This window comes from Nocardiopsis valliformis DSM 45023, assembly GCF_000340985.1.
GTDB classification, from domain to species: domain Bacteria; phylum Actinomycetota; class Actinomycetes; order Streptosporangiales; family Streptosporangiaceae; genus Nocardiopsis; species Nocardiopsis exhalans.
In genome coordinates this window covers 259,302-271,697 of record NZ_ANAZ01000002.1, presented here as the reverse complement: position 1 = coordinate 271,697, position 12,396 = coordinate 259,302, and the positions used below count along the sequence as shown (strand labels likewise).

Genomic DNA, 12,396 nt, shown 5'->3' with positions numbered 1-12,396 from the left:
CCGGGCCGCCGGGCGGCGTGGCAGAGGCCAAGATCACCGAGCCAGGGCCACCCCGTGCCAGCCCTTGTGATCAGGGCGAAGGTACCCTGATAACAGGCCACTAGGGCGCTTGCGAACAGCTGGCCGCACCGGGCTCTGTTCGGGTATGTCCGCATCTGTGAAGTGCGGGCCGACGCGACGGGGCCGGGCGGAGATCGCGTGTGTTCGGGGCGCCCAGGGGACCGGTTCAGGAGACGAGGGACGGACGGCGGGAGACCCCCGTCGCCGTCCGTGAAGTCTCAGGGCGATCACGGCGTTATCGACGTTCGGCAAAGTCTGTAAATCTTCACTCTGCGGTAATTCTGACCACGTCTGGGTATGTGTTGCATGTCACCTGTTCGTGAATCGGTGAAACTTATATGATTTTGCTTAACCGTCGTTTAACAAAACAGAACAATAACGAGTGAATCAAGAACGTGGAGGCGGATCGCCTCGCGTCTGACACACCTCACGTATCCCCCGCCTGGAAAGGTTGACCTCGGGCATGAGCGATGACAAAGAGCGCACGGTGGAGCTCCACTACGAGGGCGGCGTGCTGAAGCTGCCGGTTTTCACCGGTACCGAGGGTGAGAGCACCATCGAGCTGAAGACCCTGCTGGGGTCGACCGGTATGACGACCCTGGACCCGGGGTTCGGCAACACCGCCTCGTGTAGCTCGAAGATCACCTATATCGATGGGGCCGCGGGCATCCTGCGTTACCGGGGGTACCCGATCGAGGACCTCGCGGTGCACAGCACCTTCCTGGAGACCGCCTACCTGGTGATCTACGGCGAGCTGCCGGAGCCCGGCCAGCTCAAGGAGTTCTCCGAAAAGCTGCGCGACAACTCCGACATCCCGGCCGAGATGGGCGCGTTCATCGACGCGATGCCCCGTAACGGCCACCCCATGACGCTGATCGCCAGCGCCGTGAACACTCTCGCCGCCTACTACGACGACAGCGTCGACCCGGGCGACGAGAACCAGGTCGAGCTCGCCACGATCCGGCTGATGGCCAAGCTGCCGACGATCGCGGCCCGCATCTACCGCAACTCGATCGGCGAGGCGCCGATCGCCCCGGATACCTCGCTCGACTACGTCGACAACTTCATCCGGATGACCTTCGGTGACAAGGCGCCCACGGGTGAGCTCGGCGAGCTGTTCAACAAGGCCGTCGGCATGCTGCTGGTGCTGCACGCCGACCACGAGCTGAACTGCTCCACCGCCACCGTGCGCGTGGTCGGTTCCTCGCTGGCCGACATCTACTCCAGCGTCTCCGCCGGTATCAACGCCCTGTCCGGCCCGTCCCACGGCGGCGCCAACCAGGCCGTCCTGGAGATGCTCGAGGAGATCCGCGACTCCGGTATCTCCATCGAGGACTTCCTGGAGAAGGTCAAGGCCCGCGAGATGCGCCTCATGGGCTTCGGGCACCGGGTCTACAAGAACTTCGACCCGCGCAGCAAGGAGATCAAGGTTCTGGCCAGCCAGATCCTCGACCGGCACGAGAACCCGGACGAGCTCTTCGCGCTCGCCCTCAAGCTCGAGGCCGCCGCGCTCCAGGACTCGTACTTCACCGAGCGCAAGCTCTACCCGAACGTCGACTTCTACACCGGCGTCATCTACCGCACCATGGGCTTCCCGACCAACATGTTCACTGTGTTGTTCGCGATCGGCCGTCTGCCCGGCTGGGTCGCCCACTTCCGCGAGCAGGCAGTCGACCCGGCCTTCCGGATCGCGCGCCCGCGCCAGCACTACATCGGCGCCGCCGAGCGCCGTTACCCCGGCCAGGGCTAAGCCCCTCCGGAGTACCTCGACCGCCCGCCCACGTCACCGACGAGGGCGGGCGTTCGTGTGCCCGGGGGTGGTGGCCCGGACCGGTGCGCACAGGGTCACACCGGAGCAGAACCTCCCTTTCCCTGCATTTTGCGTACTTTCTGTCATCGGTATGCGACGTTGAGGGAAGTTCCAGAGGGTGGTCCCGCACACGAGCGGGACCGCGCAAGTGAGGGGGCTGGCTATGGTCCGGTACGCGTTGGCCGGCAACATGCTCGCAGAGCTGAGCCGTAACTGGTGGGTCCTGGTTGTACGCGGTGTCGCCGCGGTGATCTTCGGTGTGCTCGCTCTCGTCTGGCCGGCGGCCAGCTTGATCGCCTTGGCGATCATCTTCGGTGCGTTCGCGCTCGTGGACGGAGTCGTGCTCGCCTTCACCGCCTTCCGCGCGGGGTCGGGGAACAGGATGCCTCTGGGAGTCCAGGCCGGACTCAGTATCGCGCTGGGTCTGATGGCCCTGATCTGGCCGATGGCCGCGGTCATCGCGCTGGTCTTCCTCATCGGTGCCTGGGCCATCGTCACCGGTGTCGCGGAGATCGTCACCGCGGTGCGGCTGCGCGCCCAGATCAGCTCCGAGTGGCTGCTGATCTTCGTCGGCGCGCTCTCGGTGATCTTCGGTCTCCTGGTGTGGTTCTGGCCGCTGGCCGGTGCCCAGGTGATCATGTGGGTCGTCGGTGCCTACGCGATTGTGTTCGGTGTGGTCATGGCGGCCGCGGGCTTCCGGCTGCGGGGTGCCGCCGACGGCTTCAGCACAGGAGAAGAACAGGCGATGGCCGCCGACACCGAGGACTTCGGCGGGTCCGGCGACGTGGGTGGATCCACGGCGGAGTCCGGTGCGGAGCCCACGGGCGAGGAGCGCCCGGTGAGCGCCTTCGACGAGGGTTACGCGGGCGGCTACAGCGACGGCTACCGCGGCGACCAGCGGAACCCCGACCAGATCCCGGAGGTGGCCGAGGACGAGACCGCGGCGCCCAGAGCCGGTCGGCACCGGGCCCAGAAGGAGCGTCCCGACGACCCCGGCACCCTGTAACGCCACAACGGGTTCGCAGGACCGCGCAGGACCGTGAAGGGTCTCAGCCCTCGCTGACGAGGAGGGGGCCGAGCCGGTTGACCTGGCTTCCGGGGACGACCAGCTCGGCTTTCTCCTCCTGCCATGCCAGGAAGTGCGGGGTGAGCCGGTGCGCGGCCAGCGCGTCCTCGTCCGCGAAGACCTCGTACACCCAGAAGGCGTCCGGGTCCCCGGGGTCGCCGACCACGTCGAAGCGCAGGCAGCCCGGTTCGTCCCGCAGCGCGTACGAGGCGTTGCGGGAGATCCCGGCGAGGAACGCCGCACGCTGCCCGGGCAGGGCCCGGAGCGAGATCACCAGCGCGACGGGGGACGCGGGGGACACGGGCACGACCTGGCTCTTCTCTGTCACGTGTGCGCCCGGAAAAGCGTTGGACGCCGGGCGCAGGGCTGCCCTAGCCTAGGGCGCATGTGCTTCCACCAGATCTACGGCTAGGACCCCCGGCGTCCCCGACCCCCCGCGCCGTCCCCTCCATCCACGCGAACACAGGGGACAGGCGCCCGCCAGTCCTACCCGTAGAGAGCCCCTGGAGAAGCACCTTGACTCGCCGCCTGCACATCGCCATGGTCGGGGTCCCCGCCGTGAGCCACGTCCTGCCCAGCCTGGAGATCATCCGGGAGCTGATCGCCCGCGGCCACCGCGTCACCTACGCCAACGACCCCGTGGACCGGGTCGGAGACTTCATCGCCTCGACCGGCGCTGAACTCGTCCACTTCACCACCACCCTGCCCACCGGGGACGAGGAGTGGGGTGACGACCCGATCGAGGGGATGGACATCTTCCTCGACGACGCCATCAACTCCTTGCCCGTGCTCCGCGAGGCCTACGAGAACGACCGCCCGGACCTGTTCCTGTACGACATCGGCGGCTACGCGGCCCGGGTCCTGGCGATCAACTGGGGCATTCCGTCCGTGCAGCTCTCCCCGACCTACGTGGCCTGGGCCGACTACGCGGACACCGTCCTGGAGTGGCTGCGCGAGCAGCCCGGCGCGACCGGGCACTTCGCCAAGTTCGATTCCTGGCTGACCGAGAACGGCGTCACCGAGCTGGACCACACGAACTTCGCCGGGGTCCCGGACCGCGCGCTGGCGATGATCCCGCGTGAGATGCAGCCCTTCGCCGGCACCGTCTCCGACGCGGTCACGTTCGTGGGCCCGTGCCTCGGTGAGCGCGCGTACCAGGGCCACTGGACCAGGCCCGCGGACGCCGAGCGAATCCTGCTGGTCTCCCTGGGCTCGGCCTTCACCCGGCAGCCGGAGTTCTACCGTTCCTGCCTGAAGGCCTTCGGCGACCTGCCCGGCTGGCACACGGTGCTCCAGGTCGGCGAGTACGTGAACGCCGACGACCTGGGCGCGATCCCCGCCAACGTCGAAGTCCGCTCCTGGGTACCGCAGCTGGACATCCTCCGCCAGGCGGACGCCTTCGTCACCCACGCGGGGATGGGCGGTTCCAGCGAGGGCCTGTACACGGCCACGCCGATGATCGCGGTGCCCCAGGCGGCCGACCAGTTCGACAACGCCGACCGCCTCCAGGAGGTCGGGGTGGCCCGCCGGATCGACACCGCGGACGCCACTCCCGAGGCACTGCGGGCGGCCCTGCTCGACCTCACTTCCGACCCGGCGGTGGACGAACGCCTGGCTGGGATCAGCGCCCGGCTCCAGGAGAGCGGCACCTCCTACGCGGCCGACCTCATCGAGACCGAAGCCCGGAAGGCGGCCGAGGCGGCCGGAACCGCCGAGTAGCCCTCTCCGCGACACCTCTTCCCATGACGGCGGTGCGCCGTGCCCTTGGCGGGTACGGCGCACCGCCGTGCTTCGTCGACGCCACACCACCAGCCACGCATCACTAACAGCAGGGAGCGCGCATGGACCACCTCGTCGTCGTCACCGGCGGACCGGGATCGGGCAAGACGACCCTGATCGACCACTTGGCCGGGCTCGGGTACGGGCGCACGGTCGAGGCGGGCCGGGCGATCATCCGCGACCAGCGGGAGATCGACGGCCCCGGCCTGGCCTGGCGGGACGACACCCTGTTCGCCGAGCTCATGCTCTCCTGGGACATGCGCTCGCACCGGGAGGCCGCCGGACACGACGGACCGGTGTTCTGCGACCGCGGCGTGCCGGACACGGTCGGCTACTTCCGGCTGCGCGGCCTGCCGGTCCCCGAGCACGTGTGGGCGGCGACCCGCCGCTTCCGCTACCGCCGCACGGTGTTCCTGGCACCGCCCTGGCCGGAGATCTTCACCGGGGACACCGAGCGCCACCAGTCATCGGAGGAGGCCGAACGCACCTGTGAGGCGATGCGCGAGGCCTACCCGGCCTGCGGGTACGAGCTGGTTACCCTGCCCCGGGTGCCGGTCGCCGAGCGCGCCCGTTTTGTACTGGACCACCTGGGCGAAGCCCTCGGCCAGACCTCCGGGCCTAGGCCTCCACGGAGCACACCCTAGGCCTCCAGGGACATACCCCGGGCGTTCAGCAGGTCGCTCAGGATGTCGGTGCCCGTGGGGCCCATCCCCTGAAGCTCCAGCAGGTCGCTCTCGCTCACCCCGTCCAGCTGCTCCAGTCTCGTGTATCCGGCGTGTGCCAGGGCCCGCTGGGCGGGGGCACCGATGCCGGGGAACTCTTCTTCCGCTCTGTCCTCTGTTCTGGCCATGGGGGTGTCCTACCCAGCGCATGGGATGCCGCAGATGACGTGTGTGTTGCGGTTGTGGCCGCTCGTGGCCGGAAAACGCGTAGTCCCTTGTGGATCGAGGTGGGCCCGGCCACACTCTTGTCCTAGGTAAAGAGAGAGTACGGAGCGGCTCGGGCAGCCGGGGGTGATACGTCAGGTGGCGAGGGCTTCAGGGTCGGGTGTGCCGCCGATGAGCTGGGAGGGCGTCGACCACGCGCTCAACCGGATCCGCGGCGAAGCCGACCGCATCGCGCTCAACCTCGCCGATCTGGACCGGCACGTGGGATACCAGCTGCTCAGGGAGGCCGACCTGGTTGGCGGGACCAGGAGCCGCTGGGACCAGGCCTCGGTGCACGTCCACAGGCTGTGGACGGTACACGGCGCCTTCGCGGCGGTGATCGACCGGGCGGTCCGGGTGCGTGCGAACGGTGGCGAGGACCCGCTGGGCGAACTCACGTTTCTGCTCCTGGGCGAGTCCGTCACGCTCCCCCTCGCCGAGCAGCCCCTGCACGAGCGCGGACTGCTTGACCCCGACACCGAACACATCACCCTCGCCGAGGCCGTCGCGCGTATGTCCGCCGACTACGAGGAGGCCACGGAGGTCATCTCGGCAGCGGAGACCGCCTGGGACGCCCTGCACCCCAGGCTCGGTGAGCTGGAGTCCATGTGGCAGGAGGTCTGCACCCTCTCGGACCAGGTCGAACTGGGCGACGATCAGCACGAGAACCTCCGCGAACAGCTGTTCCGGGTGGGCGAGACCGTCCGCCGCGACCCCCTCTCCCTGGTCGTCGACGCCCGCGTCGACACCTCGTCCCTGGACCGCCTCAGGGGCCTGCTCGACCGCACCCGCGGCGAACTCCGCGACGCCCTGCGCATGCGCGACTCCTACACCGAGAGCATCGAGCGCCTCGTGTCGGCCATCGACGACGTGGAACAGGTCGTCCGGCGCGCCGGTGAACTGCGCGCCCGGGTCATCGCGAAGATCTCCTCACCCCGGGCCATCGATGTCCCCGACCCCGTGCCGGGGCTGCGCGCCGCCGTGGTGGAGATGGACATCCTGCGCTCCCAGAGCGACTGGTGGGGGCTGGGCGCCCGGCTGGGACAGCTGCAGCGCTCCGTCCACCAGGCCGGTGACGACGCGAAGGAACGGGAGGAGAACCTCACCGGGCTCCTCCAGCGCCGGGCCGAGCTCCGCGGCCGACTCGACGCCTTCCGGGCCCGCTCGGTCCGCCTCGGTCTGGCCGAACACGAACGGCTCACCGAACTCCATGGCCGCGCCCACTGGGAACTGTGGAACGCCCCCTGTGACCTGCGAGCGGCCACCGTGGCGCTGTCCGCCTACCAGCGGAGGCTCCAGGAACTTTCGGGAATCGAACCCCCGGGAAGTAGAACCACACCGGGAAAAGGGGCGTCAGATGGCGAGACTGATGGTGGTGTGAGCAGATGACCAAGTGCACTTCTCCCGGCTGCCAGGGCCAGATCGAGGACGGCTTTTGTGTCGTGTGCGGTCTCGCCCCGGTGGAAACACAGCCCTCTGTGCCCCAGCCGGGTGCCGGGGCGCCGACCGGCGGTCCGGCACCCGGACCTCCCGGCTACCAGGGCCCCTCGGGGCCCCAACGCCCGCCCGGGTACCAGCACCCTTCCGGCCCCCAGGCTGCCCAGCACCCTTCCTGGCCCCAGCCGTCCCAGGCGCCCCCGGGACAGCAGGGACCGCCCGCCCCGCGGTCCCCGACCTCCGGACCCCAGACCGTCTTCGGAGTGCCCCAGCAGGCGAGCCATCCGGGTTCGGGTCCGCACCCCTCCCCGGCCCCCGGCCCCTCCCCGTCCGGGAGCGGTGCCACCGACCAGTGGTTCTCCTCCAGCCCCTCCCTCCGGGACCCCGCGGGCAACGACATGTCCGTGCACTCCCACCCGATCAGCTCGGGCAACATCCGCCTGTCCGGCCGTTCCGGTCCGGGCAGTATCGCCGGGATCGTCGGCAGCTCGCGCACCGGGAGCAGCTCCAGCCGCGGTTCCAAGCGCGGCATGCTGGGCCTGGGCATGGTCCAGGTCCCGCTGGTCCCGGCCCGCGACCCCTCCGAAGCGATCATGACTAACCCGGTCGTGTCGGAGAAGAACCGCTTCTGCGGCAACTGCAGCGAGAAGGTCGGCCGGGCCCGCGGGGGCCAGGACGGTCGCACCGAGGGTTTCTGCCGCCAGTGCGGTACCCAGTTCTCCTTCACCCCCAAGCTGGCTAAGGGCGACATGGTCGGCGGTCAGTACGAGGTCCTGGGCTGCCTGGCCCACGGCGGGCTCGGCTGGATCTACTTGGCCAGGGACCGCAACGTCAACGACCGCTGGGTGGTTCTCAAAGGCCTGCTCAACGCCGGTGACGCCGAGGCGCACAAGGCTGCCGCGGCGGAACGGGCCTTCCTCTCCGAGGTCGAGCACCCCAACATCGTTAAGATCATCAACTTCTCCCAGCACCCTGACCCGCGCACCGGAATCCCCGGCGGCCACATCGTCATGGAGTACGTGGGCGGCAAGTCGCTGCGGGAGCTGCTCGTCGAACGCCGGGAGGACGGCTCCGGAGAGGAGGTCCTCCCCGTCGAGCAGGTGATCGCCTTCGGCCTGGAGTGCCTGCGCGCCCTCGGCTACCTGCACTCCAAGGGTCTGCTCTACTGCGACTTCAAGCCGGACAACGTCATCCAGAGCGAGGAGCTGATCAAGCTCATCGACCTCGGCGGCGTCCGGCGCATGGACGACACGCTCAGCCCCGTCTACACGACCCCCGGCTACCGGGTGCCTGAAAACGAGCTCCGGGGGCCGGGCCCCACGATCAGCGCCGACCTCTACTCCGTCGGCCGCGCCCTGGCGGTGCTCAGCTTCCACTTCAGCTTCATGCGCCAGCACCCGCACAGCATCCCGCCGCGGAACGAGGTGCCGCTGCTCCAGCGGTACGAGTCCTACGACCGCTTCCTGCGCCGGGCCACCAACATCGAACCCGAGTCGCGTTTCCACGATGCCGGGGACATGGCCGACCAGCTCACCGGGGTGCTCCGCGAGGTCCTCTCCGAGATCGAGGGCACCCCGCACCCGGCGGCCTCCGCGCTTTTCGGCGGGGAAACCTTCACCAGCGGCTCCGACGTGGGCGCGCACAACGCCGACCGCATGCTCAGCCCGCCCTCGCCCACCGAGGCCGCCGGGCTGCTGCCCGCCCCGCTCATCGACCCGGTCGACCCGGCCGCCCAACTCCTGCGCAGCTTCGCGGGCATGCCCCCGGCCGAGCTCATCCCGACCCTGCGTGCGGCCCAGGCGCCCACCCCCGAGACCCTGCTGATGCTCGCTCGGGCGCTGATCACGGTCGGCCAGCACAACGAGGCCCTGGACGCGCTCCAACAGTTCAGCTCGGCTGTGCCCGGCGACTGGCGGACCATGTGGTACCTCGCCGTGGCCGAACTCAGCACGGGCAGCTTCCAGGAGGCCCGGAACCACTTCGACGAGCTCTACAACCACCTCCCCGGGGAGGTGGCGCCCAAGCTCGGCCTGGCCCTGGCCTGCGAACGCACCGGAGACCTGGAGACGGCTGCACGCCAGTACGCCACGGTGTGGTCCACCGACCACTCCTACGTGAGCGCGGCCTTCGGACTGGCCCGGATCAGAGTGGCCCAGGGTGACCGGGCCTCCGCAATCCAGGTCCTGGACACCGTCCCCGAGCTGTCGAGCCTGTACATCCACGCCCAGACCGCACTGATCGCCGCGCTCGCCACCGGCGCCACCGACAGCGCCGACTACGTGCGCGCCGGTGAACGGCTCGGCCGGATCGGTCTGGACAGCGAGTCCGCCGACCGGTTGGCCGCCCGGGTCCTCGAGTCCGCCCTGACCTGGCTCCGTTCGGGCGGCAGCGCCCCGGCCGGTCAGCGACTCCTGGACGGTGACCTCACCGAGGAGGGCGTCCGCGCCAACCTGGAGCGCCGCTACCGGTCCCTGGCACACCGGGCCAGCCGGACCTCGGAGCGCTACGAGCTCATTGACAAGGCGAACTCCCTACGCCCGGTGACACTCCTGTGAGGATCGAAGGAACGGCGATGACAAAGGTGCGGACCTGCCCTACCTGCGCCGACATGGTGTCAGCGGGTGACGCCTTCTGTGAGAGTTGCGGTCAGACCCTCCCGAAGGACCCGTCGGCGCGGACGGAGGAGAGCGGTCAACCCGACCGCGTGCCGACCACGCCCCAGCCGAGCATGTCCGAGGTCTCGGCCTCTGAGGCGGAGACGATGGTGGTGGAGCGCCCCGGCCTGACCCCCGCCGACGGCGCCCCGACCGCGCCCCAGGTGAGCCTGCACGGCGCCGTACGCGACGAGCGGGTCGAGGGCGGTGGCCAGGGCGACGAAGACGCTGACGGTGCCGGGGAACCCGACGAGGAGCTCTCGGACTGGGAGGCAGTCGACCTCCAGATCACCCAACCCATCTACCGGAACCCGGTGCCCCCCGCACCCGGGCCCGAACCGGCCGGAGCGCTCCCGGCGGTGGAGGTCGTCCCCGAATGGCCGCCGCCCGCCGTGGGAAGCAACCCGGTCGCCGTGGACAACCCCGAACTGTGCGTGTGGTGCCCGGGACGGGTCGTGGACGGGTACTGCGAGAAGTGCGGTTTCCTCCAGCCCACCGGACGCGACCACGTCGAGGTCCGCGCCGGACGGGCCTTCGGGGTCAGCGACCGGGGCCTGCGGCACAAGCGCAACGAGGACGCGATGGCCATCCGGGTCATCGAGGACGACGCGCCCCGGGCCGCGGGGACCGTCGTGGCGGTCGTCTGCGACGGGGTTTCCAGCTCGCCTCGCTCTGACGAGGCCTCCCGGGTCACCGCCGAGACCGGGGCGACCGTGCTCGCCGAACAGATGCGTCAGGGGGCCGACCCCCGCGAGGCCACCGGGGCGGCGATGACCCGCGCCGCCCAGGCGGTCGCCGCCATCGCCGACTCACCCAGCTCCGCCCCGGCCTGCACCTTCGTGTCCGCGGTGGTGGACCCCGCCACCGGCGCGGTCACCGTCGGCTGGGTCGGGGACAGCCGCGCCTATTGGATCTCCGGCGGCCCCGTTTCCAGCGCCTCAACCCTGCTCACCAGGGACGACTCCTGGAGCGAGGCGATGGTGCAGATGGGTGCGCTCTCCCGCGAGGAGGCGATGCGCTCGGCCAACGCCCACGCGCTCATCGCCTGGATGGGCGCGGACTCGGGGGAGATCGACGCGCACATCTCGACGGTCACCCCCACTGGGCCCGGCGCCATCCTGCTGTGCAGCGATGGCCTCTGGAACTACTACCCGGAGGCCCAGGACCTGACCGAAGCGGTGCCGGGGGCCACCGCCGCCCCGCTGGAGGGGGCCCGCACCTACGTCAGCCTCGCCCTGAGAGCGGGCGGCAAGGACAACATCACCGTCGTCGTCATTCCTGTACCCACCGAACAAGGGGGTCCCCGTGCCGCACAGCTCTGACCGCTCCGGCGAGCCCGAGTTCCGCGTCGAGATCGACCAGAACCCCTTCCTGCCCATCGGTGGTACCGAGGTGCACGCCGTGGTGAGCGTGACCTCGAACAGTCCGGTGCTGGTGGGTTCGGCGGTGCGCGCCGCCGAGGTGATCATCATCGACACCTCCGGCTCCATGTACGGCGAGAAGATCAACGCGGCCAAGCAGGCGGCGCGCGCGGCCATCGAGACCCTGCGTGACGGCGTCCGCTTCGCGGTGGTCGCCGGGCACCGCGAAGCGGAGATGATCTTCCCCGAGACCGCCCACCTGGTGGAGGTCGACGCCTCGACCCGGGCGGCCGCGCTGGACGCGGTGGGCAAGCTGCGCGCCGACGGCGGCACCCGCATGGGCAGCTGGCTGCTCAAGGCCGCGGCGCTGTTCGACACCGTCGACGACGGCATCAAGCACGCCATCCTGCTCACTGACGGCCAGAACAACGAGATGTCCGACGTCTTCGAGGGGGTGCTCCAGCGGCTCGCCGGACGGTTCGTCTGCGACTGTCGCGGGGTGGGCACCGACTGGAAGGTAGCGGAGCTGCGCCGGATCGACGCCGCCCTGCTCGGCGGCGGGCCGGGCATCATCGCCGACCCCGCCGACCTGGAGGCGGACTTCCGGGCGATGGCCCAGGCCTCCATGGGTAAGGCGGTGGCCGATGTGGCGTTGCGCCTGTGGACCCCCCAACACGCGGTGGTGCGCTATGTGAAACAGGTGGCGCCCACCGTCCAGGACCTCAGCGGACGCGCGGTCGAACGGGTCGCCCAGGCCGGGGACTACCCCACCGGTTCCTGGGGTACGGAGAGCCGTGACTACCACGTGTGCGTGGAGGTACCGCCGGGCGATCCCGGCCGTCAGCTGCGCGCGGGCTGGGTCAGAGTGGTGATGCCCGGCGAGGGCGGGGCCCCGGACCAGGTCCTCGCCTCCGGAAACATCCTCGCCGAGTGGACGTCGGACGAGGTCAGAGCCACCGAGATCAACCCCCGGGTGGCCCACTACACGGGTCAGGTCGAACTGGCCCAGGCGATTCAGGACGGGCTCGCCGCCCGTCGCGAGGGAGACGAAGCGACCGCCACCACCAGGCTGGGTCGGGCCGTCGCGCTCGCCAACGAGTCGGGAAACGAGGAGACCGCGAAGCTCCTCGACCGCGTCGTCGACGTCGTCGACGCGGCCACCGGAACGGTCCGGCTCAAGCCCAGCGTCGACAAGGTCGACGAGATGACCCTCGACACCAACTCGACCCGGACCGTACGGACCCGTCCCCGCCAGAGCGGACCGGGAACCGGCGGTGCCCCCGGACCCGGGTAGGAGGGACCC

General features: G+C 70.0%; 10 protein-coding genes. 8 read left to right on the top strand and 2 right to left on the bottom strand.

The genetic code is table 11. The annotated features are described in order from the left end of the window. Window positions 1–523: 523 nt before the first annotated feature. A complete protein-coding gene (locus D457_RS0101815; protein ID WP_017578930.1) occupies window positions 524–1,810 on the top strand; it encodes a citrate synthase in 1,287 nt (428 codons plus the stop codon). A gap of 223 nt (window positions 1,811–2,033) precedes the next feature. Next, entirely contained in the window at window positions 2,034–2,876 is an 843-nt protein-coding gene (locus tag D457_RS0101810; RefSeq protein ID WP_017578929.1) for an HdeD family acid-resistance protein, read from the top strand. A 43-nt stretch (window positions 2,877–2,919) separates the two neighbouring features. Here the strand turns inward: D457_RS0101810 and D457_RS0101805 are convergent, their stop codons facing one another. After that, complete coding sequence (locus tag D457_RS0101805) at window positions 2,920–3,243, bottom strand: putative quinol monooxygenase (protein WP_017578928.1); 324 nt, start codon at window positions 3,241–3,243, stop codon at window positions 2,920–2,922. A 233-nt stretch (window positions 3,244–3,476) separates the two neighbouring features. Here D457_RS0101805 and D457_RS0101800 point away from each other — a divergent pair, with 233 nt between their 5' ends. Together D457_RS0101800 and D457_RS0101795 are read left to right on the top strand one after the other, a co-directional pair. Continuing rightward, complete coding sequence (locus D457_RS0101800; RefSeq protein WP_051072847.1) at window positions 3,477–4,655, top strand: macrolide family glycosyltransferase; 1,179 nt, start codon at window positions 3,477–3,479, stop codon at window positions 4,653–4,655. Window positions 4,656–4,777: 122 nt separating this feature from the next. Further along, complete coding sequence (locus tag D457_RS0101795) at window positions 4,778–5,359, top strand: AAA family ATPase (RefSeq protein ID WP_017578926.1); 582 nt, start codon at window positions 4,778–4,780, stop codon at window positions 5,357–5,359. Here D457_RS0101795 and D457_RS0101790 read toward each other — a convergent pair. Beyond that, window positions 5,356–5,565, bottom strand: a complete 210-nt coding sequence (locus D457_RS0101790; protein WP_017578925.1) for a helix-hairpin-helix domain-containing protein — start codon at window positions 5,563–5,565, stop codon at window positions 5,356–5,358. The genes D457_RS0101795 and D457_RS0101790 overlap by 4 nt on opposite strands. A 208-nt stretch (window positions 5,566–5,773) precedes the next feature. Between D457_RS0101790 and D457_RS0101785 the strand changes: the two genes are divergently transcribed. Genes D457_RS0101785 through D457_RS0101770 form a run of 4 tightly spaced genes read left to right on the top strand, consistent with a single transcriptional unit; the run spans window position 5,774 to window position 12,387 of the window. After that, window positions 5,774–7,030 (top strand): hypothetical protein, encoded by a 1,257-nt coding sequence (locus D457_RS0101785; RefSeq protein ID WP_017578924.1) that lies wholly within the window; start codon window positions 5,774–5,776, stop codon window positions 7,028–7,030. Continuing rightward, the gene (locus D457_RS0101780; protein ID WP_026116230.1) at window positions 7,027–9,633 is read left to right on the top strand and encodes a tetratricopeptide repeat protein; all 2,607 of its coding nucleotides are present in this window, start codon (window positions 7,027–7,029) and stop codon (window positions 9,631–9,633) included. Before D457_RS0101785 ends, D457_RS0101780 begins: the two co-directional genes overlap by 4 nt. A gap of 17 nt (window positions 9,634–9,650) precedes the next feature. After that, window positions 9,651–11,054 carry a PP2C family protein-serine/threonine phosphatase gene (locus D457_RS0101775; protein ID WP_039830862.1) on the top strand — a complete coding sequence of 468 codons (1,404 nt, stop codon included), beginning with the start codon at window positions 9,651–9,653 and terminating at the stop codon, window positions 11,052–11,054. After that, window positions 11,038–12,387: a vWA domain-containing protein gene (locus tag D457_RS0101770; RefSeq protein WP_017578922.1), complete on the top strand. Its 1,350-nt coding sequence runs from the start codon at window positions 11,038–11,040 to the stop codon at window positions 12,385–12,387. Before D457_RS0101775 ends, D457_RS0101770 begins: the two co-directional genes overlap by 17 nt. The last annotated feature ends 9 nt before the right edge of the window (window positions 12,388–12,396 follow it).

Bases quoted from the DNA above. Each gene is read 5' to 3' on its own strand.
- D457_RS0101815 (WP_017578930.1), top strand. From the start codon at position 524: ATGAGCGATGACAAAGAGCGCACGGTGGAGCTCCACTACGAGGGCGGC.
- D457_RS0101810 (WP_017578929.1), top strand. From the start codon at position 2,034: ATGGTCCGGTACGCGTTGGCCGGCAACATGCTCGCAGAGCTGAGCCGT.
- D457_RS0101800 (WP_051072847.1), top strand. From the start codon at position 3,477: ATGGTCGGGGTCCCCGCCGTGAGCCACGTCCTGCCCAGCCTGGAGATC.
- D457_RS0101795 (WP_017578926.1), top strand. From the start codon at position 4,778: ATGGACCACCTCGTCGTCGTCACCGGCGGACCGGGATCGGGCAAGACG.
- D457_RS0101790 (WP_017578925.1), bottom strand. From the start codon at position 5,565: ATGGCCAGAACAGAGGACAGAGCGGAAGAAGAGTTCCCCGGCATCGGT.
- D457_RS0101785 (WP_017578924.1), top strand. From the start codon at position 5,774: ATGAGCTGGGAGGGCGTCGACCACGCGCTCAACCGGATCCGCGGCGAA.
- D457_RS0101780 (WP_026116230.1), top strand. From the start codon at position 7,027: ATGACCAAGTGCACTTCTCCCGGCTGCCAGGGCCAGATCGAGGACGGC.
- D457_RS0101775 (WP_039830862.1), top strand. From the start codon at position 9,651: ATGACAAAGGTGCGGACCTGCCCTACCTGCGCCGACATGGTGTCAGCG.